We start from the raw sequence: 22,172 nt of genomic DNA, 5'->3' as shown, positions 1-22,172 counted from the left end.
AAGAGAAATTAGGAGAACAAAGCATGATCATCATCGGAGAAAAAATCAACGGCGCCATTCCCGCCACGGCGAAAGCCATTGCGGCGCGTGATGCCGAGTATATTAAGCATCTGGCCCGGATTCAGACGGCGGCCGGGGTGGACTATATCGATGTCTGCGCCTCAGTCGAGAATAACGTCGAGCTGGAGACGATGAAGTGGCTGATTGACATCGTCCAGGAAGTCACCGAGACCCCGATTGCAGTGGACAGCCCCAACGAGCAGACCTGCATTGCGGCCATGAGCTACTGTAACAAACCGGGGCTCTTTAACTCGGTTTCGATGGAAGGCAACAAGGTCGATGTCGGCTTTGCGGCCATTGCCGACACCAGCTGGGAATGTGTGGCGCTGCTTAACAGTGACAAGGGCATCCCCAAAACCGCCACTGACCGGTTGGATGTCTTTACCGATATTATGGCTAAAGCCAAAGCATTTGGGATTGACCCCTCGCGACTGCATATCGACCCGTTGGTGGAAATGCTCTGCACCTCGGAAGAGGGAATCGCGGTGGTGACTGAGGTGATCCGGGAGATTAAGAATCAATACCCGACCATCCACGTTACCGGGGCGATCAGCAACATTTCCTTTAACCTGCCGGCCCGCAAAACGGTCAATATGGGCTTTACCGTTATGGCAATGATGGCCGGGCTGGACAGTGCCATCCTTGATCCCACCGATCGGGATTTAATGGGGATCATCTTTGCCACGGAGGCATTGATGGGGGAAGACGAATACTGCGTCGAATATATCCGGGCTTACCGCCAGGGAATTCACGGCGCGGTAAAAAAATAACAGTTTAGGGTTAACGTGTTAATCACACATTTATATAAAATCGACTATAATAGGAGGAAGAAAACATGTCAAAAATTACAGAAGTCAAACAATTGGTGGAAGCAGGGAAGTCCAAGAAGATCGGGGCAGCGGTCCAGGAAGCGTTGGATGCTGGTGGCCAGCCAGTCGAAATTCTCCAGGCCATGGTGGATTCAATGAGCGTGGTCGGGGATAAATTCTCAGCCGGCGAAATTTTCGTACCAGAAATGCTGATTGCCGCCAAGGCGATGTCCAAAGGGGTGGATGTGTTACGGCCCTTGATGGCCGGTGACAACGCCGCTTCACTGGGAACCTGCGTCATCGGAACGGTCGCCGGGGATCTTCATGATATTGGTAAAAACCTGGTCTCAATGATGATTGAAAGCGCCGGTTTTACGATGGTGGATCTGGGTGTGGATGTACCGGCTGAAAAATTTGTGGCAGCAGCCAGAGAAAATGACAATGTGACCTTAATCGCCTGCTCGGGACTTTTGACCACCACCATGCCCGCTTTAAAAGAAGCGGTAGCGACCATCAAAGCCAGTGGATTAGCTGGGTGTAAAGTAATCGTTGGCGGCGCCCCGGTAACGTCGGAGTTTGCGGCGGAAATTGGGGCTGATGGTTATGCGGCTGATGCCGGATCGGCTGCGGTTAAGGCTAAAGAACTGGTTAAGTAAGAATTAATTGCTAAGAATAAAAAATAAAGAACAAGAATAAGGGGAGGATACAAGATGAATCAGAGAGAGAATTTTTTTGCGATGATCGAGGGAAAGAAACCGGAGTTTATCCCGAATTCAATGGAGGTTTATAAAACCTGTGTTATGGCAACAAGTATAATAGACAGTCCTTTTCAAGGGGGATTAGATGCCTATGGTGTCAATTGGATTGCAACCAAAGAAGGATCAATTCCTGAACCTAATAAGTTCATGTTTAATGACATTACCGACTGGAAGGATCATGTTAAATTTCCAAATGTTGATACACTGGGGATTGAAGAAGCTGCTAAAATGGAACTAGCAGATGTAAAACGAGATGAAATGGTTATAAATGTTTTTAGTGCCTGTGGTTTGTTCGAACGAATGGCAGCCTTTATGGGCTTTGAGAACACACTCTGTTCGCTGGTGGAAGATCCAGATGCAAGCCGTGAATTTTTTGAGGCTTTTGCCGATTTCCGAATTGATTGCCATAATCGAATTATCGACGCTTATCAACCGGATGTGATTACCTACTTTGATGACTTAGCCACGGCCAACGGCCTGTTTATGTCACCCAAGGTTTATCGCGAAGTCATTAAGCCAGCTCATCAACGGATAGCTGAAGCAGTTACCTCCAGAGGCGTGATTTTCTCACAACATACCTGCGGAAAATGCGAAGAAATTGTCGGTGACTATGTCGAAATGGGGGCTAAAATATGGCATTCAGCTCAAATAAGCAATGATCTCGAAGGGATAATGGATAGATATAAAGGAAAGCTGATTATTGAAGGCGGATGGGACTCTTCCGGCCCGGTCAGTTATATTGGCGCCTCAATTGAAGATTTAATTGAAGAAGCCAAACGCTGCGTCAGAGTATACGGACCGAAGGGTAATTACATCTTCATGCCGGTGCTGATGAATGAAAACGGAAACTCATTACTGGTCGGTGATCCCCGTCTGGAACCCATGCTAAAAGCTTTCAATGAAATAAACAAGCTTTAAGAAAATGAGTTAAACTTATGAAAAAAGCAGTAGTCACCGGACTAATCGGTGGGGTCATGGGTCTGTTCATGAGTTTTCTGATGAACTGGTTACTGATCCCAATTCCCGAAACAGTGCTGGCCAACGCCCTCGGCAATGGCATCAGTGGTTTGCTCAGCGGTTTTATGGGTGGCTTTATCGGGCTGCTGATGTATATGAAAAAAAACACGGCTCCAGAAAAATAAACGAATCGCATAAAAACGACAGCAACACAGCGCTTCCAACCCGCTGTGTTGTTTTCATCTTTACAAAAAACAACGTTTTTAATTTAATATTGTTTTTAGAAAAATCATGCTATACTGATAAAAAATCACAGATTAAACTAAACAGGTGAAGCAATGAATCAATTCGAAACCCGGAAGCCTAATCAAAAACGCCTCAGCGACCTGGTCGACATCAAAACCCTCCAGGAAATTCTTGACGCCTTTACCACTACTACCGGCCTGATGGCCAATATTGTCGATGGCGAAGGGGTCTCAATCTTTCCGCGCAAGGGGATTAAGAAATGCTGTAAATTCTGCCGCATTATCTATAGTCTGGAAGGCGGCAAGAACCGCTGTCAGGCGGCTTACAAACGGGCCGGCAAGCAGGCGGCACTGTTTGGCGAGCCCTATATTTTTCGCTGTCCCTCAGGTCTGATTGAGTGGGCGGCGCCGATTGTCTTAAATGGCGAGCATGTCGGCACGATTATCTGCGGCCAGGTGCTGATGTGGGAGCCGGAGGAGTTTTTCTGGATTGAACTCAGGAAGATGAACCAGGCAATCACCGATGATTTTGAAGAATTGTTTGAAGCAGTCGGGGAGCTGGCCATTGTTACCGGCAATCAGGTCCAGGCCTCGGCCTACCTGTTGTATGTAGTTGCCAACTATATTATGAAAGCCGGCTGGGAAAATTTTGAACAGTCCCGGGAGTTTGCCCGTCAGCGGACGCTCTATCATGCGGAAATTGAAAACCACAAAAGCCGGGAAGAACAAGCGGACAAAAGCGATAGCCGGTCGCTGATTGATGAGGATGAAATCATCGTTCAGCTGCAGCAAAACCGCAAAAAAGCGAAAGCCTATCTGGAGGGGCTGATTTCCGGGCTGCGTTATGAAGCCCATCAGAATCTGGCGCCGATGCGGGCCAAAATGACCGAGCTGCTGGTGGTGCTGTCCCGGGTGGTCAATCGGATCGGGCCGGCGATGGCACCGTTTCTGCAAATCAACGATCACGCCATCGGCCAGATCTATCAGACAACTTCGCAAGAAAACATCTCCGTCATCACGTCCAAAGCCGTGGATGCCTATCTGGAACAGCTTGAGGTGGCGGCAGTCAAACCGGAAAACCCCAATATTGCCCTGATGACCAACTATATCGAAAATCACTACCCGGACAACCTGACGGTGGAGGCCATCGCCGATGCCGCCTGCCTCAGCCCCGGTTATGCCGGCCGGATTTTCAAAGAGCAGCTGGGGTTGCCGATCATGGATTATGTGTTAAAGGTTCGGATTGAAAAATCCAAGAAACTGCTGCTTAATCCTCATTATCAGATTCAAGCCATTGCCGAAAAGGTGGGTTATGGGGATGCCGGCTATTTCACCAAGGTGTTCCGTAAATTTGAAGGGATCACGCCGACCCAGTTTCGAAAAGTTCACAAACGATAAGGTGCTGAATATGGAAAAAGTATTAATCGAATTACAGCAGGCCATCGAAAACGGGGAAACCCAGATCGCCATGAATAAGACCAAAGAAGCCCTGAATCATGGTATCCGCACTGATAAGATTATCCAGACTGCGATTAACCCGGCTTTTAAGGATCTCGGTCAGAAAATGTTTGACGGCGAGATCTATGTCACCGATGTGCTGATGGCCTCCCGGGCCGCCCACGCAGCGATGTATGTGATGGAACCGATGCTGTCCCGTTCAACCGGCACCTCCAAAGGGATTGTGGCGATTGGCACGGTGGCCGGGGATCTCCACGATATCGGCAAAAACCTGGTCATCATGATGCTTCAGGGCAGCGGTTACACGGTTATTGATCTGGGTATTGATGTACCGACGGAAACCTTTATTGCAGCCGTCCGGATGCATAAACCCGATGTGCTGGCCTTATCCTCGTTGCTGACCACCACCCTGCCGGAGCTGGACAATATGATCGATGCCCTGGTGGAACAGGGACTGCGCGCCCAGGTCAAGGTGATCATCGGCGGCGCCCCGGTGACGGCTGAATATGCCAGCCGGATCAAAGCCGATGCCTACGCCAACGACCTGTTTGAAGCGACGGAAGCAGTGGCGGATCTGGTTAAGAATCGGATCGGGAAGTATGCCGTGTAGCGGGTTCAGGTAACCAATACCATTGAATAAATAGTCTAATTATGATATAATTTGACTATTATATACGGGAGGTTTAATTATGGGAATTATCAGACCATCAGCCGATTTAAGAAATCATTACAATGAAATTGCTAAGATTTGTCATGAAACGAGACAGCCGGTTTTTATTACGGTCAACGGTCGGGGCGATACAGCCGTACTCGATTTACAGACCTACCATCAGATGGAGTCGGAGCTTGAATTACTGAGAACTCTTGCCGAAGCGGACGAGGATATTTTGCAGCAGCGGGTTGCTCCGGTTGAAGAGACCTTTGAAGGGATCCGCCAATCACTGCTCGCCAGGAAAAAGTGATCATGAAGTACGCGATTATCAGAACGGATAAATTCAACGATCAGCTTTATGAAATCATCAATTACATCGCCGATGATGCCGACGCAATTGATGCGGCGCTTGATTATCTTAAAAAAATTGAAAAAGCAGTGAAGATTCTGGAAGATTTCCCGCTGAGCGGAACCAGTCCCCGCTATCGCATTTTGAAAATGCAGGGATATCGGGTTTTAATTGTTGAAAAGCACATCCTTTTTTACAAGGTAAATGAAGATAAGCGGCTGGTGATACTTTATGCCGTGGTCGATAGCAGAAGAGCATATTTAAATTTGATCTAGCAATACAACACTAGCATTTATCATCCCAGAGCTTTTTTGCCGCCGCTGTTTTTCTTGACAAACCCGGCCCGGATGGGGTTTAATGTTAAACAACGACAATATCCGGGAGGTTTGACAGATGGAGGCATTTTTAAGACTTGAGGGCAAGGCCAAGGAGGATTTTTACCAGGCCAAATACGATTATTACCGGCGTTTTAATCTGGGCGTCATGTTTGCCGCGGCCTTGATGTTCTTTAGTCTGCTGGTACCGGACTGGCAGGTTTACGAGCAGTTTACCTGGCGCTTGCTGGTGATCCGCAGCATGGTGGTGATTCCCCTGGCGGTGGTGGTGCTGGTCTATCGCCAGACCAGCAATTACCGGATCATGTCAGTCGTTTCACTGCTGATGGTTCATGCGATGATCTGGGGCAACATCTGGGCTGGTTCCTATGGGGCCGATCAATCCTATGTTAACGAAGGCTTTTTGATCATGAGCTTCATCCTGTTGCTGGCCTCCTTCAGTGCGCCGCCACTATACGCCATCGTCGCCCAACTGGGACTGATCGGCAATATCCTGCTGGCTGATCAGCTCTACCATTATACCAATCTCGATGTGATCCTATCCTTCAACATTCAGGTGATCATTCTTCTGGGCCTGGTCGATCTGATCGTCACCGGGTTTTATTATGATCATTATATCACCCAACGAAAACTGGAATTTGCGCTGTTCCACGATCCTCTGACCCAGGTGTTCAACCGCCGCCAGCTCCATAAGATTATGGGGGCCGGCCACGATCTGTCTTTTTTGAGTCCTGATATCGCCGTTGTAATTATGGATGTCGATCATTTTAAGCAGGTTAATGACAGCTACGGACACGATGAAGGCGATCGGATTCTGCAGTTTGTCGCCGACTGCATCCGCCACAGTTTGCGGGGGCCGGATCTGGTGATTCGCTGGGGTGGCGAAGAGTTTGTCGCGATTCTGTTTGACTGTCAGCGTAATCAGGCCAGCCTGGTGGCGGAGCGGATCCGCAGCTCGGTGGAAAAGTCGGTTAATGGCGTCTGCAAGATCACCATTTCGCTGGGGTTGGCCATTTATGAGGGCGGCGACTGTTTCGAAACGATCAAAAAAGCCGACCAGGCCCTCTTTGTCGCCAAGCGCAACGGCCGCAACCAGGTGGTCAGTTACGAGGCCCTGGATCGGGACACGCTTGATTTGGACGAGTACAACCGCCGCGCCGACGCTTAAATGGGCCAGATGCACCTTAACTAAACAGTTATTCTTGACAGACCCGTCCAGATGGGGTTAAATAATCAATAACTAAGAAAACAAGGAGGCTCGACATGGGAAGAATCTCAGGTAAACCGCTATCACCACCAACCGTCTCATCGCAGAAGTAGCTTTGAGATCATAAAAAGACATGTTCTCCAATGGCTGATTCTGCGATTGCTATAATATTGCTGTTAGCATCATGCAACTTGACATAAGTATTTATAGAAAGCGAGAACAGTCGTGAAATCAAAATTAATGTTTATTCTGGCGATGGTCATCTTCGGAACCATCGGCATTTTTGTGCGGTTTATCAATCTGGAATCCAGTGAAATCGCCATGCTCAGAGGCCTGATCGGCAGTCTTTTTCTGCTGCTGATCAGCCTCATCCGGCGCGAGAAAATGGCGCTTTCCAGCGTCCGCGAAAACCTCTTTCCATTGGTGTTTTCAGGCGGTGTCCTGGCCGGCAATTGGATCTTTTTGTTTGAAGCCTTTAAGCACACCACCATTGCCAATGCCACCCTGAGCTATTATATGGCACCCGTCTTTGTCATTGCCCTGTCACCATTGGTGCTGCAGGAAAAAATCATTCCCCGCAAGGTTATTTGTCTGGCGGCAGCCCTGGTCGGGATGTTGCTGATCTTAAAAGGCAGCAGCCAGAGCGGTACCGCGGGGAATGATCTGCTGGGCATTGCCTGGGGGATTGCCGCGGCGGCCTGTTATGCCAGCCTGATGCTGACCAATAAGTTCATTAAAAACATGAACGGCATGGCCACCACCTTGCTACAGCTGACCATCGCCACGGTGGTGTTATTTTGCTATGTTAATCTTAGCGGCGGCATCACTTTTTCCGGTCTCACTCCGGTGGTGGTGATGGCCGTGATGGCCTTGGGTCTGGTGCATACCGGACTGGGCTTCTTTCTCTTCTTTACCGGCATGAAAGGGCTTAACGGTCAGAGCATCGCCACCCTCAGCTATATCGACCCGATCACTGCGCTGCTGGCGTCATTTTTGATTTTTGGTGAAGCCATGAACGGGGTCCAGATGCTGGGAGCCGTGCTGTTATTAGGGGCCACCTTCCTGGGGGACTATAAAACCGCGAAGCAGCCGGAACTTGTCGGCGACGAGCAGATTTAATTATCAATCAATCTTTTACCAGAAACGCCATTCAGTTTAGTGAATGGCGTTTCTTTTTTATGGGGAGGGGCGGTTTTGCTAAAGCCTTACTGATAGCGGATGGCTTTCTGGTGGCAGCTTTCCTGACACTTCAGGCAAACCAGGCAATCACTCTGATGAATCTGATGTTTCGTCTGTTTTTCGATGGCTCCCGCAGGACAGGCTTTTTGACAGGCCCCGCAATTGTTGCATTTTTCCGGGTCGATGACCATAGCGTGGCGAGCTTTCATGCTGGAGAGACTTAAGATCGTCCCGTAGGGACATAAAAAGCGATGCCACAACTCGGCCGGAAAGAAAAGGGTCAGGATGACACCGCCGGCAAAGAGCAGGGGCAGAATCGGCAGTTTTTTACCGGTCATCATTACAAAGACAAAGACCAGGAAAAATAGCAACAGGATCACCAGGCGGAGCCAGGGTTTTGACAGCCAGCGGGGAATCTTAAAACTTTTTAAATGGCTTTTCTTTTTGACAAAGCTGATCCCTTCCATCACGGTATTGATCGGACAGATCCAGCCACAGTAAAGCCGGCTCCAGACCAAAGAAGCCAGCACCCCCAGCACAAAAAGGCCCATCCACAGCTGCATCTTACCGGTCACCAGCAAGGCTATAAACAGGCCCAGAAAAGCCAGCTGGATGACCCGACGCCATACTGTTGTCATTGCTTGTCCGGATGATAATAAGTCGGACCGGGGGCTTTGATCACAAAAATTTCCAGAATTTCGGGATCACGGTTATTGACATTCATTTTGATGTGGTAGGGAATATTGATGATCTGTCCGGCTTCATAACGGTGTGGTTCCTGATCATCCAGCTGCAAGGTAACCGCCCCCTTAATGACGATCATATAAACATTGGAATTGGAATAATGCTCCTTCAAGCCTTCGCCTTCCGGGAAAATCATGTGGTTGATCATCACCGCCTGGTCATCAATAATTTTTTCAATCTGTTTTTCATTGCCATTGGTAAATTCATAAATTTTTTCTAACATCGTAATCTCCTTTTCGTCATGGATATAATCTAGTATAATCGATAAATAAAAGAAAAGGTGTTACCATGGTAACACAAGGAGATAAAAAATGAAGAATGATGATCTATTACAATTATTGATCAGCGCTAATTTTTTTAATGGCTTTTGTGAAGCTGAGCTGGCAGAAATAATCCGCTCGGCCGAAACGACGGTCAAGTTCTTCCACAAGGATCAGGTAATCCATTTGAAAAATGAACCCTGTCATCGGATGGACGTGATTCTTTCGGGCCGGGTGGCGGTTTTGAATCTCGATGAAAACGGCAATATGCTCACTGTCAACGTCTTTGGGGTCGGGGAAAGCGTCGGCGAAAATCTGCTCTTTGCAGTCAAAAACGGCTATCCAATGACGGTGGTGGCGGCCACCCAGGTGACACTGATGCAGCTGGACCGGGAGCTGGTGGTGGCCCTCTGCCAAAAAAATGCTGATTTTTTGAAGGGACTGATGCAGTCCATTTCTCAAAAGACAATGATTCTGACAGATAAGCTGACGGTGATTTCCTTAAAAACAGTTCGCCAGCGGATTAACGATTACCTCAGTCATCAATACCAGTTGCAGAAAACACTGGTGATCACCTTAGGCTGCTCAAAAAAAGAACTGGCGGAACGGCTGGGAGTGCAGCGAACTTCCCTCAGCCGGGAACTGGCCAAAATGAAAAAAGCGGGTTTACTGGATTATGACGCTAAAACCATTACGATTAAATCGGCGTTTTTCAGTCCCAATTGAAGATGTAGCGTCAGGCACCCAATAGCTGATGCTACCCTAGCGATGCAGATTCTGGGAAAACAGGTAGCATCGTTTCTTTTATAGAAGCTGAACAAGAACGCAACAGATATTGTTAATCTAAAGAAATTCTAGTATAGTATCTTTAGATTAGTAAGGGAGGCCACTCAGATGCCTAATATTAAATCCAGCACGGAGCTGCGCAATAATTACAATGAAATATCGAAATTCTGTCACGACCATGAGGAGCCGATCTTCATTACCAAGAATGGTCAGGGGGATTTGGCGGTCATGAGCATCGAAGCTTATGAAATGTTAACCGGCAAGCTGGAACTTTATCGCGCCCTTGACGAAGGCCGCGCTGCCGTCAAAGCGGGGAAAACACGACCGCTTAGCGATGTCATGCAGGACTTGCGACAAGAGATAACCGATGGTAACTTATAGCATTGAAATCTCAGAGCCAGCCGAAAACGACCTTCGTGATATGATCCTCTACCTTGGTGGATTGTTTTGGTGCGTTTGGATGGTGAAATAACTGTTGTGACAACCTGCCCTTGTAAGCAGCCAATTTTAGAGGAGACTTTAGGATTGGCTGCTTTTTATATTTGCGATCTTAATTAGCTAGCGGTGATGCTAACCGCTACGAATGATAAGAATAAATCGCGGGTGATAAGCTGGTATGCATTGTAACTGCAACAGTTGAAGTTAGTAAAAGCGCTGCTAAAAAGATAAGAAAAACAATCTAATTTTATTATTCTCAGAGAAGTGATATACTATAATAAAAGTCGAATCAGAAACATCACTAAAACAATAATTTGTAAATGAATGTTACTAAAATGATGTGCAAATAATTTTCTTTTGAAAGGGTATAAATATGACAGATACCGAGAAGCGCGCAGCGGCGAAAAAATTTGCCGAAATCTGGAAAGATCAGGGTTACGAAAAAGGTCAGAGCCAGCCGTTCTGGATTTCGTTGCTCCGAGATGTTCTGGGGGTTAAAAATCCGGAACAGTTTATTATCTTTGAAGACCAGGTGGTGCTGGACCATACCAGTTTCATCGATGGGATTATCCCCGAAACCCATGTCTTAATTGAGCAAAAAGGCATTAATAAAGATCTTCGCAAGGCCATCAAACAATCTGACGGCACCATGCTCAGTCCCTTTCAGCAGGCTAAACGATACTCGGCCGACCTGCCTTACTCCAAACGGCCGCGCTGGATTGTCACCTGTAATTTCAAAGCCTTTCTGATCTATGATATGGAAAAGCCCAACGGCGAACCGGAAGAAATCTTACTGGAAAATCTGCCCGCTGAAACCTATCGGCTGGAATTTTTAGTCGATACTGGCGACAGTCATATCAAAAAAGAAATGGAGATTTCGATCCAGGCCGGTGAGTTGGTCGGTCAACTCTATGATGAGCTGCTCAAACAGTACCTCCATCCCGATGATCCCGACAGTCTGAAAAGTCTGAATATGCTGTGCGTCCGGCTGGTCTTCTGTTTGTATGCCGAGGATGCCGATATTTTTGGCAAGCATGGCAAATTTCACAGCTATCTCAAGGATTACGATCCCAAGGATGTCCGCCGCGCTTTAATCGATTTGTTTAAGGTGCTGGATACCCAACCGGCCGACCGGGACCCCTATCTGGAACCGACCCTGGCTTCCTTTCCCTATGTCAATGGCGGCTTGTTTTCGGAAGCCAACATCGAAATCCCCAATTTCAATGAAGCGATTGTCAATCTCTTGCTGCAAAATGCCAGCGAAGATTTTGACTGGAGTGCCATCAGCCCGACTATTTTTGGGGCCGTCTTCGAAAGCACCTTAAATCCTGACACCCGACGCTCCGGGGGGATGCACTACACCTCCATCGAAAATATTCATAAGGTCATCGATCCGCTCTTTCTGGATCAGCTCAAGGACGAATTTGCGGCCATCAAAGCTGTTCAAATCGAAAAAACCCGCAACCGCCAACTGGAAGAATTTCAGACCAAACTGTCGCAGCTGACCTTTCTGGACCCGGCCTGCGGCTCGGGAAATTTCCTGACCGAATCTTACCTGGCCCTGCGAAAGCTGGAAAACGAGGTAATGAAGGTGCTGCTGGGCGATCAGATCCGCATCGGCACTGACACCCATACCCCGATCAAGGTCTCGATCAATCAGTTTTATGGCATCGAGATCAATGATTTTGCCGTTTCGGTTGGCAAAACGGCGCTATGGATTGCCGAATCTCAGATGATGATGAAAACCGAGGACATTATCCATATGCATCTGGATTTTCTGCCGCTAAAAACCTACGCCAATATTGTCGAAGGCAACGCGCTGCGGCTGGACTGGGAGACCGTGGTGCCGAAAACGAGCCTGGATTATATTATGGGGAATCCGCCGTTTTCCGGGGCGCGGTTGATGACACTTGAACAGAAAGTGGATATGGAACACATTTTTGAAAAATTAAAAGGTGTTGGCAATCTTGATTATGTAAGTGCTTGGTTTAAAAAAGCAGCCAAATACATTGACAGCAATCCAATTCATGTTGCGTTTGTAAGTACAAATTCTATAACCCAGGGTGAACAGCCAGCAATACTCTGGAAAGATTTGATGGAACGTCATAATGTTTACATTGACTTTGCCTACCATTCATTTAAATGGGAAAGTGAAGCAAAGGATAAAGCGGCGGTTCACTGTGTCATTATCGGATTTAGTCAAATACAAGATGGTTCAATCAAACGAATTTACCTAAATGAAAGTAACATACAAATGGTGGCAAATATTAATGGCTACCTAGTGGATGCGCCGAATACTTTTGTGGAAAGTCGAACGATGCCCATTTGCAATGTACCATCAATCGGAATCGGGAATAAACCGATTGATGGGGGCTTTTATCTTTTTTCAGAGGAAGAAAAAAACGAATTTATCGCTAAAGAGTCGCAGTCTGAAAAATGGTTTAAACCATGGTATGGGTCAAGAGAATTCATCAATCAAAAACCGAGGTATTGTCTCTGGCTGGGAGATTGTCCGCCAAATGAGCTGAGGAAAATGCCCGAATGCATGAAAAGAGTGCAAGCTGTCAAAGAGTTTAGATTGAACAGTGTAAGCGCAGGTACGCGTAAGATAGCCGAGAAACCAACTCGTTTTCATGTTGAGAATATGCCACAAAAAGAGTTTATTGTTATACCTAAAGTTTCTTCAGAAAACAGACGCTACATACCAATTGGTTTTATGGACCCGTCTTGTATTTGTGGTGATGCGACTAATCTTATGCCAGAAGCAACCCTCTACCACTTTGGCATCCTCACTTCCAATGTTCACATGGCCTGGATGCGTACGGTAGCGGGTCGTTTGAAAAGTGACTACCGCTATTCGATTAACATCGTCTACAACAATTTTATCTGGCCGGAACCCACCGATAAACAAAAAGCCATGATCGAAAAAACTGCCCAGGCCATCCTCGATGCCCGGGCCTTGTACCCCGACAGCAGTTTTGCCGACCTTTATGATGAAACGGTAATGCCACCAGAACTCCGCAAAGCCCACCAGCTTAATGACCGGGCCGTGATGGACGCCTACGGTTTTGATAAAAAACTAACCGAGTCAGCCTGTGTCGCCGAATTGATGCGGCTGTATCAGGAAAAAATCAGCGCCGCTGCAGCCGGCCAGGCGGCAGGGAAGACCGCAAAGCGGCCAAAGGCCAAAACAATCGCGGCCATTGCCGAAGTTGATCAAATGACCCGCTAGCCCCAGGCGGATCAGGGCGATCCGGCTGTCGCTGAGATGATGACTGAATGCTAAAAATAAACGATCCGGGCTGGAAGCCAATAGCCAAAGTGATCAGTTATAACTAATACGTAACCTCTGATCTAAGGGCATACCAGCATTATAAAAAAAGCTAACCCAGTACCGACAATTGTTATATCATGTTGTGTGCCTCAAGGCGAACAGTTGCAAAGAAACACTTGGTTAGCCGAATCTTAATTGCAACTGTACGAATTGTGCGCATACAACAGATTAACAATTGGTCGGTACGGTATGCTTATCAACACCCCTGAAACGCCCCCTCCCACGGGCGTTTCTTTATATTTTGCGCCGCCACTAACGCCTCAAAACCACCGTTAACCCCATTTATCAAGCATCCGCCCCCCAGCCGGTTGAGATAAGTGCTCAACTGCGCAATTTGATTTAAGAATTCATGGGAAGAAATAGAAATACTCTCAGTAAGATATTAATTGTTTCATGTTAAAAAACAAATTAGACTTGAATTTACTTAACACTAATAATGTCAGGAATCCTGACGAAATAGATTGTGTTTTTTTGCGCAGGGCAGTATAATATTTATAAGAGGAGTGAGTAAAATGAAAACTATTTTTGAAAGATTGAAAGGTTACAGAAAGGCGTTAGGTCTTTCTCAAGAGTATGTTGCAAAACAGATTGGGGTTTCTCGAACTACCATTACTGCAATAGAATGTGGCGAACGTAATGTTTTAGCCAATGAATTGGATATGTTCGCTCGGATTTACGGTGTAACGGTAGATGAAATCCTTCATGAAACAAAACCTGAAGAGGCTGAAGTTAATATGTTTGCCAGAGCTTTTTCAACGCTTTCCGACAATGATAAAAAAGAAATAATGAATCTGATTGATTTTAAAAGGAAGTTTAAGGAGTCAAGGATCTAGATGCTGAGAGATTATAAATATGATGAATATTTAGATTCGCCGCAGCAATTAGCTAAAAGAATCATCGACAGGTTACAGGAAGAAAATGAGATAACATTTCCGATTGATCCCTTCAAGTTATTGTCTATGAATGGTATTGTTTACCAATTTCGAGACTTCAAAGAACTTGAGGGGATTTATATTGCTCCACTAAATCAAGAGGATATCCCCATTGTTGGTATCAATTGTAATCGACCGATTCCGCGACAGCGTTTTACAGCTGCGCACGAATTGTGTCATCATATTAAAGATCGTTCGAATAAGGCTTGCCCGATTGGCGGACATAAGGATGCGAAAGAAAAGTTTGCCGATCAGTTCGCTTCAGAGCTGTTAATGCCAAGAGGCTATTTTGAGGCTGAGGCCCAAAAATATTTAATTGATGGAAAGGTAACGTTTGATGATGCCTTGAAATTATCGCTACACTTCGGCGTCAGTTTTGAGTCGTGTGTATTTACGTTAGCCTATCGCTTTGATGATGGGAATGGGAGAATATCTAGAGTATTCCTCAATTGGCTGTTTAAAATCAAAGGTTTGCCACCAGTTTATTTGAAATATGAAAGCAAAGAACGCTATTATGATGCCCTTCAATGTGTGGACCTTAACAATGATTATGAACAACTCAAGGAAGTATTTTTCACAGAAATTGTTAAAACGATGATGCAAATTTATGATGGTAGAAGAATCTTTGAAGACTAATTAAATAACTTTCAGAACCAGAAACGCGCACTCCCGTGGGCGTTTCTTTATTTTTTGCGCCGCCACCCGCGCCTCAAAACTATCGTGTATTCCGTTTATCAAGCATCCGCCCCCAGCCCAAAGCGGCCACCGCCGCCGCTGATTTGAGCTGGTAGAAGGTGATCCCCTAGTGAATAAAAGAAAGTTCCAGCGGATAATCCTGATAGTTATGCTGGTTAATGGTCAGGGTTTGACCGGCGGCTACGGCCAGCGCCCCGATGCCCTCATAGACATGGACACTGCGATCGTTGCCGCAGATTGAAATCTGCTCATACTGGTTTAAGCGAATCAATTCTTTGTTAACGATTCTTTATCCCTTGACACCTCGGTAAAAAAGGAATAGAATTAGAAAAAGAAAACCATTACAACCGAATTTATGACAATAGAATAAACATGGGACAAGAGTTTAAGAGATGTCCGTATGATACTGAGGGTGCACCGAGCCGGAAATTTCTGGCTTGCGTCCTCGGTATGATGCGGACTTTTTTATGTTTAAAAAAGTCACCGCGGTGTTACGGGAAGGGAATAGGATGCAAATAAAAAACGGCGTGTCAGTCAATGGCTGTCAACAATTGAAATTCAAAGCGGTTATTCCGTCGGTCCATCAACGGAAAGAATTACTTTACGCCATCGAAAAAACCGATGCGGATTGGATTATGCTCAAATTGGGGGACATCAATACCCTGCCGCAACTGGTGGGACATATTCATCGGGCCGGAAAAAAGGTGATGGTCCATCAGGATTCGATTAAAGGAATAGCCCGGGATAAAATGGATATTCAGTATATGGCGAACTGTGGGGTCGACTGTGTCATCACGATGAAATCGCTCTGCGTGAAATATATTAAGGAATCCGGCATGATGGCGGCATTCGGTTTTTTCGTCATCGATTCGGATGCCTGTCGAACCGGCCTGATCAATATCAAAGAACATCACCCGGATGTGGTTATTCTGATGCCCGGCACCATTCCGGAACAGCTGATCCGGGAGATAAAAGGTGAAACCGGGGTGCCCATCATCTTAGGGGGATTAATGACAACCAGTGAACAAGTCAGCAGGGCGATAAAAATCGGCGTCGCGTCAGTGGCCACCAGCAATCTGGAACTCTGGGATCAACAGGCTTGACAGCTTTACATGGTATCAAAAAAAATTATATAAATGGAGGAAAATTGATGAAAAACGTGATGATTTTTGGCGATTCAAACACCTGGGGATGGGACCCATCCAATGATTTAGTGGCTGCGATTAAACGCTGGCCGGATGAGGTGCGCTGGGCTGGGGTGCTCCAGGCCGAATTAGGCGATGATTACAAGGTCATCCCGGAAGGCTTAAACGGCCGGACTACGGTTTGGGACGATCCCATTGAAGAATACCGCTGCGGCAAACAACAGATTATTCCCCTGTTGGATAGCCATGCGCCGCTGGATTTAGTGATTATCATGATTGGCACCAATGACTTAAAATGCCGTTATACCGTTACCGCTCAGGATATTGCCAATGGCGCCAGTCTGATTCTCGATAAAACGCTGGCCCAGGTCGGGGCGTTTGGCCCGGCGGGACCAAAGGTGCTGTTTATTGCGCCACCGCCATTGGGACCGATTGAAGATGGCATCTTCAAATTTATGTTTGCCGGCAACCGCGAAAAATCAATTGAGATGGCCGAATTCTACCAAGGCGTCGCCGCCAGCCGGGGCGTGCCCTTCTTTGATGCCGGAACCGTGGCCCAGGCCAGTGCCATTGACGGCCTTCATTTAGATGCGGACAGTCACGCCGCGTTGGGTAAAGCCGTCGCCGCTGAAGTTAAAAAGATCTTGGCATAAGCGAAAACCCAGGCGGCGCGAGCCGCCTGAACTTTTATCAGTATCGATCAGAATGAGGAAGGAGGCAGCAATGGAAGAAAAACTTGCCCTCATTAACGGAATTGGCATCACCATGGATGAAGATCATCCAGTTTGCCAGGGAATTTATCTTAAAAATGGGTTCATTGAAAAAATCGGCACCAGCGAGGCGATAAAAAAACTGGCCGAGTTCGAACAGGCCGCGATTATTGATCTCAACGGCCAAACATTTTTGCCCGGTCTTCATGATTGTCACGTGCATATGATGAGTACCGGCCTGGCGGCGATCGGCATCAACCTGTATGACTGCCGATCGATTGCCGCAGTGCTGGAAAAACTGGCAGCCGACAAGAGTACCAATGAACAGGAATGGATCTTTGGCTATGGGCTGGATGAATCCCGGTTACGGGAGAAAAGACCGCCCACTGCCAGCGAATTGGATCAGGTTTTCCGAGACCGGCCCGTTTATCTGGTCGACCGGGGCCTGCATTATACCCAGGTCAATACCATTGCCATGGAATTGATGGGATTTTTAGAAAATGAAGAAGGCCTGGGCCGGGATCAGGCGGGAAAGCGAAATGGCCGGCTTCACAGTCATGCCAACAGCCATGCCCGCAAATATTTTTTTGATAAGCTGACCCGGGATCAGCGGGAAGCGGCCATTCGCCATACCGCAAAAATGGCGGTGGCAATGGGCGTCACCACTATTCACGCGATGGAAGGCGGCGATCTGTCTTCCGATTCCGACATCCCGGTATTTTTAGAAATCATCGACAGTTTGCCGCTCCATGTGGTGCTGCACTGGTGCAGTACCGCGGTGCCGGAGGTGGTGGCCAAGGGGCTAAGAATTATTGGCATCGATATCCTCCTGGATGGCTCCATTGGCTCTCGCACCGCCGCTTTTAAGGAACCCTATGCGGATGATCCCGAAGCGCTCGGTGAACTTTACTATGCCGATGAGTGGATCACTCATTACATCGAAACCGCCCATCGAGCGGGACTGCAAACCGGTTTTCATGCCATTGGACAACGGGCCATCACCCAGGTGTTAAACTGTCTGGAACGGGCTTTAAATAAATATCCGGTTGATGACCATCGCTTTCGGATTGAACATTTTGGCTTCCCGGATGACCGCGATATCAAACGGGCGGCGGCGCTGGGTGCGGTAATTTCGACCCAACCGGCATTTACCTATTTACGCGGCGGTCCCGACAGCGTTTACGAAGAACGGGTTGGGGCAGAACGAAATCACCGGGCTTATCCGATTCGTGAATTTCTCGATGCCGGGCTTGTTGTCAGTGGCGGATCGGATTCCAATGTGACCCCCATCGATCCGGTTCTGGGGATTCATGCGGCGGTCAATCCACCCTATTCACAGAACGCCATCAGCCCCGGCGAGGCCCTGCGGCTGTTTACCATCGATGGGGCTTTCACCGCCAAAGAAGAACTGCTCCGTGGCAGTTTAAGCTCCGGTAAAGCCGGCGATATCACGGTTCTGGAGCAAAATCCGCTGGCGGTCGCACCGGAAACCATCAAGGATATTGGGGTTGTGATGACCATTTATCAAGGCAAAATTGTTTATAAAAAATAAAGGAGAAGCGCGATGAAGTATATTTTAGGAATTGATGAAGGCACCACCGGCGTCAAGGTCATGATTTTTGATAAAGCTGTGAACATTATTTCCCAGGCTTACTCGGAATTTACCCAGCATTTTCCCCAATCCGGATGGGTTGAGCATGATGCCAATGAAATTTGGGAAGTGACCCTAAAAATGGTGGCGGAGGCGCTAAAAAACGGTAACGTCAAACCGGAAGCGATTGAAGCCATCGGCATTACCAATCAACGGGAAACCACGGTGTTTTGGGACAAAACCACCAGCCAACCGGTGTGTCGGGCGATTGTCTGGCAGGACCGCCGCAGTCTGGACATTTGCGAAGCCCTGGAAGCCAAAGACGGGGCCGGGATTGTTGATCGCACCGGGATGATCATTGTCCCCAATGATGCGGCCACAAAAATTCGCTGGCTGATGGACAATGACCCTAAGGTGAAAGCCGGCGTCGATAACGGTGAATTGCTTTACGGCACCATTGATACCTGGCTGGTTTGGAAGCTGACTGGCGGCCGGGCTCATGTGACCGATTACTCCAACGCCTCGGTTACGCTGCTGCAAAACGCCAGAACGTTAGCTTATGATGAATGGATTCTGAATGAATTACAGATCCCCCGGGAAATCCTGCCGGAGCTGCGAACCTCCAGCGAGGTGTATGGCATGACCGATCCGGCGGTGTTCTTTGGGGCCGAAATTCCGGTGGCCGGTATTTTAGGCGATCAGCAGGCCGCCGCATTTGGCCAGGGCTGTCTGGAAAAGGGGATGGCTAAAAACACCTATGGTACCGGATCGTTTATGGTGATGAATACCGGCGATAAATATGTGCCGCCTTCTGACGGTCTATTTTCACCGGTTTTATGGAGCGCCAAAGGACGAACCGATTACGGTCTGGAAGGCATGGCCGATGTATCAGGCGCCGTCATCCAATGGCTGCGGGATGGTCTGGGAATTATCAACGATGCCAAAGAGGCCGAGGAACTGGCACTGCAGGTGGAAGATAGTCTTGGGGTCTATTTTGTGCCGGCTTTTGTGGGCTTGGGAGCGCCCTATTTTGATTCTTATGCCCGCGGCACCATTATCGGGATTTCCCGGGGGACGACCAAGCATCACATTGCCCGGGCGGCCCTGGAATCGATGGCTTTTCAGGTGAAAGATGCCTTTAATGTGATGGAAAAGAAATCGGGTTTTAAATTGACCAAACTACGGGCAGACGGCGGTGGCGCCAAAAGTGATTTCATGCTGCAGTTTCAGGCGGATATTTTAGGTATTCCCGTTGAGCGCCCGGTGATTACCGAAACGACGACCCTGGGGGCGGTTTATGCCGCCGGTCTGGCCGTGGGCTATTGGGACAGCTTTGCCGAAATTGCGGAGTTCTGGAAAATTGAACGGCGCTTTGAACCGCAAATCAGTGCCGAAAAACGTCAGGAATTGTGTGGCTTCTGGGATCAAGCCGTGCAACGATCGATGGGATGGTTGAAATAAAAATGGTAAACCGCTGTGACCGGGTCCCACAACATCGCAAATACAAGTAAAAAAGACACGCTGGCAATGGCGCATTAAACCATTGCCAGCGTGGTTTTTATTTTAACGCCAGCCGGTTTGATAATTCTCTCCAACTATGGTCTGATTTCTGTTAAAATAGAGAGAGAAACAAGCAGTGAATCGTTTGTAATAAGGAGGAAAAAGATGAAAACAATTGTTTTTTTAGCACCGGGATTTGAGGAAGTAGAAGCCTTAACAGTGGTCGATTATTTAAGACGCGTCAAGCCGATTACGGTGGAGATGGTCAGCGTCGGCGACAGCCTGATGGTTGCCGGCAGTCATCAGATCGAGGTCAAAGCGGACAAACATATTGATGAACTGCTAAACCTTGATGGCTACGCCGCGGTTGTTATACCTGGTGGCATGCCCGGAGCCGCCAATCTGCGCGACGATCCCCGGGTTGTCAAAATCGTCAACGACATGAATGCCGCCGGAAAATTAGTGGCAGCCATCTGTGCCGGGCCTATCGTTCTGGCCAAAGCTGGGATCATCGCAGGTAAAAAAGTGACCTCATACCCCGGCTTTGAAGCGGATCTGCCCCAGGCAATCTACCAAACGGACGCGGTTGTCCGGGACGGCAACCTGATCACCTCCCGGGGCCCGGGCAAAGCCGTCGATTTTGCCCTGGAACTGGTGACGGTTTTAGTCGGCGCGCCAGAAGCCGAGACCCTGCGCAAAAATATTCTTTATGATAAGTAGGAAATAATCTGATCCGATTGCTTCAGCAAAAAAACCTCGACAACTTGATTCGAGGTTTTTTAAACGTATTGGCTTTTAGACTGATGTCTTGGTGGTTATAGTTTGCGACTGTCATAGGCCCAGTGCAGCAGGGCCTGTCGCTGTTTTTTGCGACAGCTTTGATCCATATTGTCGCAATTCTTTTTAATCGCACCAATATGGCGCACCATCGCCTTCCAGCGTTTGATCTGGCGACGGTCTTCGTCAGGAACTCTGCGACCATAATAATAGCGGCAATACCATTGAAACCAGCCCCGGGGATCGATGGGATTGATCCAGCCATTGGCCTGCCAGACTTTAAGCGGCTGTGAGGCATCGACCTGATAATAATTTAAAGAAATATCTTTTCGGGTCGGCGAGAGTTTGGCATGGTCAAACCAATCCTCCGGAAATTCGGACCGACAATCAGTCATGTACTTGCCTCCGAAAAGACCCAAAGCTAATAGCTCTTTGGGTGAGAGCTCTGGTGTAAAATCAGGATCAAAATTTGCACCCATCGCTTCATTTAAATAATAAGAGCCTTTTTGCATGGTGTCGTTGATGATTATTTTTTTCATCACAATCCTTTCATCTTATAAATAAGGATTCCATCCAGCGTGTTTTTTATGGCTTAAAAAAGTTGGTCAACGGAGCTGCGACGCATCGATAACCACATAGCTGCCATCGGCCCACTGATCCAGCGCGATTTGGATCACCGGCGAGTCGTCGGTATCGATAAAAGCCTGGACAATTTCATCATCCATTTGCGATTCAATAGCGACTTCAGTCACCCCATTAAAAGAAAAGCCCTCGAATGCTTTGATAATGTCCCGCCAGATATCCCGGGAACCATCAATTTTTTTCAGGTTCTTGATCACTTGTTCAATGTTCATTCTCTTTACCTCCCCAATATAATGTCGGTTATTAAATGAAAACCCCTTTGAATCCGGTTTAAAATATTAATTAGTCATTTTTAAGAATTTGGATCTATAGCGCGCAACAATTATTAACTCAACTTTCCCAGCTTAATTGACCGAACAAAGCCTTTATAAAAGAGGCCTGAGAGTCAATCCATTGCTGGAGTTGATTTTTTAACAGTGTAGACTTTCTAGCGCCTACCGAATTTAATTGTTCAACAAATAAGCTCATCAAACTTTGAAGAGCGGTTGAGAGTACCATATCCTGGATGTCATCACAAAGCCTGAAGAATAATTCGCACAAGGTTTTATCATCATTTTCGCTTCGGCGAAGCCATTCCAGGAGAATGTAACGGGTAAAAACAATGGTTG

General features: G+C 47.5%; 24 protein-coding genes and 2 pseudogenes. 20 read left to right on the top strand and 6 right to left on the bottom strand.

Annotated elements, in window-relative coordinates; translation table 11 throughout:
• Positions 1-23: 23 nt before the first annotated feature.
• The 10 genes from A3KS_RS0104530 to A3KS_RS0104485 all read left to right on the top strand — a co-directional run bounded on the left by A3KS_RS0104530 (position 24) and on the right by A3KS_RS0104485 (position 7,949).
• Positions 24-830, top strand: a complete 807-nt coding sequence (locus A3KS_RS0104530; protein ID WP_026393916.1) for a methyltetrahydrofolate cobalamin methyltransferase — start codon at positions 24-26, stop codon at positions 828-830.
• A gap of 65 nt (positions 831-895) precedes the next feature.
• Positions 896-1,525, top strand: a complete 630-nt coding sequence (locus A3KS_RS0104525) for a corrinoid protein (RefSeq protein ID WP_026393915.1) — start codon at positions 896-898, stop codon at positions 1,523-1,525.
• 54 nt (positions 1,526-1,579) lie between these two features.
• Entirely contained in the window at positions 1,580-2,545 is a 966-nt protein-coding gene (locus A3KS_RS0104520) for a uroporphyrinogen decarboxylase family protein (protein ID WP_026393914.1), read from the top strand.
• A 17-nt stretch (positions 2,546-2,562) separates the two neighbouring features.
• Positions 2,563-2,769 (top strand): hypothetical protein, encoded by a 207-nt coding sequence (locus A3KS_RS0104515; RefSeq protein WP_026393913.1) that lies wholly within the window; start codon positions 2,563-2,565, stop codon positions 2,767-2,769.
• 153 nt (positions 2,770-2,922) lie between these two features.
• Positions 2,923-4,227: a PocR ligand-binding domain-containing protein gene (locus A3KS_RS0104510; RefSeq protein WP_026393912.1), complete on the top strand. Its 1,305-nt coding sequence runs from the start codon at positions 2,923-2,925 to the stop codon at positions 4,225-4,227.
• A 10-nt stretch (positions 4,228-4,237) separates the two neighbouring features.
• Positions 4,238-4,897 carry a cobalamin B12-binding domain-containing protein gene (locus A3KS_RS0104505; protein WP_026393911.1) on the top strand — a complete coding sequence of 220 codons (660 nt, stop codon included), beginning with the start codon at positions 4,238-4,240 and terminating at the stop codon, positions 4,895-4,897.
• Positions 4,898-4,976: 79 nt separating this feature from the next.
• Positions 4,977-5,249, top strand: a complete 273-nt coding sequence (locus A3KS_RS0104500) for a type II toxin-antitoxin system prevent-host-death family antitoxin (RefSeq protein WP_026393910.1) — start codon at positions 4,977-4,979, stop codon at positions 5,247-5,249.
• 2 nt (positions 5,250-5,251) lie between these two features.
• Positions 5,252-5,563, top strand: coding sequence for a type II toxin-antitoxin system RelE/ParE family toxin (locus tag A3KS_RS0104495; protein WP_026393909.1), 312 nt, complete (start codon positions 5,252-5,254; stop codon positions 5,561-5,563).
• Positions 5,564-5,681: 118 nt separating this feature from the next.
• On the top strand, positions 5,682-6,791 hold the full coding sequence (locus A3KS_RS22320; RefSeq protein WP_051355650.1) for a GGDEF domain-containing protein: 1,110 nt from the start codon (positions 5,682-5,684) through the stop codon (positions 6,789-6,791).
• Between the two features lie 264 nt (positions 6,792-7,055).
• Positions 7,056-7,949 carry a DMT family transporter gene (locus A3KS_RS0104485; protein ID WP_026393908.1) on the top strand — a complete coding sequence of 298 codons (894 nt, stop codon included), beginning with the start codon at positions 7,056-7,058 and terminating at the stop codon, positions 7,947-7,949.
• Positions 7,950-8,035: 86 nt separating this feature from the next.
• On the opposite strand, the gene A3KS_RS19995 is transcribed toward A3KS_RS0104485, so the two are convergent.
• Both A3KS_RS19995 and A3KS_RS0104475 read right to left on the bottom strand, forming a co-directional pair.
• Positions 8,036-8,647 carry a 4Fe-4S binding protein gene (locus A3KS_RS19995; RefSeq protein ID WP_051355649.1) on the bottom strand — a complete coding sequence of 204 codons (612 nt, stop codon included), beginning with the start codon at positions 8,645-8,647 and terminating at the stop codon, positions 8,036-8,038.
• Positions 8,644-8,976, bottom strand: coding sequence for a cupin domain-containing protein (locus A3KS_RS0104475; protein ID WP_026393907.1), 333 nt, complete (start codon positions 8,974-8,976; stop codon positions 8,644-8,646). Before A3KS_RS0104475 ends, A3KS_RS19995 begins: the two co-directional genes overlap by 4 nt.
• Before the next feature lie 88 nt (positions 8,977-9,064).
• Between A3KS_RS0104475 and A3KS_RS0104470 the strand changes: the two genes are divergently transcribed.
• The 5 genes and pseudogenes from A3KS_RS0104470 (at position 9,065) to A3KS_RS0104450 (ending at position 15,139) form a co-directional block, all read left to right on the top strand.
• Positions 9,065-9,739 (top strand): Crp/Fnr family transcriptional regulator, encoded by a 675-nt coding sequence (locus tag A3KS_RS0104470; RefSeq protein ID WP_026393906.1) that lies wholly within the window; start codon positions 9,065-9,067, stop codon positions 9,737-9,739.
• Between the two features lie 168 nt (positions 9,740-9,907).
• A complete protein-coding gene (locus tag A3KS_RS0104465) occupies positions 9,908-10,180 on the top strand; it encodes a type II toxin-antitoxin system prevent-host-death family antitoxin (protein ID WP_026393905.1) in 273 nt (90 codons plus the stop codon).
• Positions 10,181-10,610: 430 nt separating this feature from the next.
• Positions 10,611-13,364 (top strand): annotated as a pseudogene (locus A3KS_RS19990) (DNA methyltransferase); the annotation flags it as partial.
• A gap of 719 nt (positions 13,365-14,083) precedes the next feature.
• Complete coding sequence (locus A3KS_RS0104455; protein ID WP_026393904.1) at positions 14,084-14,404, top strand: helix-turn-helix domain-containing protein; 321 nt, start codon at positions 14,084-14,086, stop codon at positions 14,402-14,404.
• Positions 14,405-15,139 carry an ImmA/IrrE family metallo-endopeptidase gene (locus tag A3KS_RS0104450; RefSeq protein ID WP_026393903.1) on the top strand — a complete coding sequence of 245 codons (735 nt, stop codon included), beginning with the start codon at positions 14,405-14,407 and terminating at the stop codon, positions 15,137-15,139.
• A 166-nt stretch (positions 15,140-15,305) separates the two neighbouring features.
• Here the strand turns inward: A3KS_RS0104450 and A3KS_RS23425 are convergent, their stop codons facing one another.
• Entirely contained in the window at positions 15,306-15,470 is a 165-nt protein-coding gene (locus A3KS_RS23425; RefSeq protein WP_156913198.1) for a hypothetical protein, read from the bottom strand.
• Positions 15,471-15,708: 238 nt separating this feature from the next.
• Between A3KS_RS23425 and A3KS_RS0104440 the strand changes: the two genes are divergently transcribed.
• The 5 genes from A3KS_RS0104440 to A3KS_RS0104420 all read left to right on the top strand — a co-directional run bounded on the left by A3KS_RS0104440 (position 15,709) and on the right by A3KS_RS0104420 (position 20,865).
• Positions 15,709-16,302 (top strand): glycerol-3-phosphate responsive antiterminator, encoded by a 594-nt coding sequence (locus tag A3KS_RS0104440; protein WP_026393902.1) that lies wholly within the window; start codon positions 15,709-15,711, stop codon positions 16,300-16,302.
• A 47-nt stretch (positions 16,303-16,349) separates the two neighbouring features.
• Positions 16,350-16,997: an SGNH/GDSL hydrolase family protein gene (locus A3KS_RS0104435; RefSeq protein ID WP_035355251.1), complete on the top strand. Its 648-nt coding sequence runs from the start codon at positions 16,350-16,352 to the stop codon at positions 16,995-16,997.
• A 70-nt stretch (positions 16,998-17,067) separates the two neighbouring features.
• Positions 17,068-18,606 carry an amidohydrolase gene (locus tag A3KS_RS0104430; protein WP_026393900.1) on the top strand — a complete coding sequence of 513 codons (1,539 nt, stop codon included), beginning with the start codon at positions 17,068-17,070 and terminating at the stop codon, positions 18,604-18,606.
• Between the two features lie 12 nt (positions 18,607-18,618).
• Positions 18,619-20,106 (top strand): glycerol kinase GlpK, encoded by a 1,488-nt coding sequence (gene glpK, locus A3KS_RS0104425; protein ID WP_026393899.1) that lies wholly within the window; start codon positions 18,619-18,621, stop codon positions 20,104-20,106.
• A 204-nt stretch (positions 20,107-20,310) separates the two neighbouring features.
• Positions 20,311-20,865: a DJ-1 family glyoxalase III gene (locus A3KS_RS0104420; protein WP_035355249.1), complete on the top strand. Its 555-nt coding sequence runs from the start codon at positions 20,311-20,313 to the stop codon at positions 20,863-20,865.
• A gap of 95 nt (positions 20,866-20,960) precedes the next feature.
• On the opposite strand, the gene A3KS_RS0104415 is transcribed toward A3KS_RS0104420, so the two are convergent.
• From A3KS_RS0104415 to A3KS_RS23715, 3 genes and pseudogenes are all read right to left on the bottom strand, one after another.
• Complete coding sequence (locus A3KS_RS0104415; RefSeq protein ID WP_026393897.1) at positions 20,961-21,461, bottom strand: hypothetical protein; 501 nt, start codon at positions 21,459-21,461, stop codon at positions 20,961-20,963.
• 66 nt (positions 21,462-21,527) lie between these two features.
• On the bottom strand, positions 21,528-21,776 hold the full coding sequence (locus A3KS_RS0104410) for a hypothetical protein (RefSeq protein WP_026393896.1): 249 nt from the start codon (positions 21,774-21,776) through the stop codon (positions 21,528-21,530).
• A 118-nt stretch (positions 21,777-21,894) separates the two neighbouring features.
• Positions 21,895-22,172, bottom strand: a pseudogene (locus A3KS_RS23715) (IS4 family transposase); the annotation flags it as partial.

It is taken from the genome of Acetobacterium malicum subsp. dehalogenans DSM 11527 (assembly GCF_000472665.1).
GTDB classification, from domain to species: Bacteria; Bacillota; Clostridia; order Eubacteriales; family Eubacteriaceae; genus Acetobacterium; species Acetobacterium malicum.
This window is presented reverse-complemented; position numbering and strand designations above follow the sequence as displayed.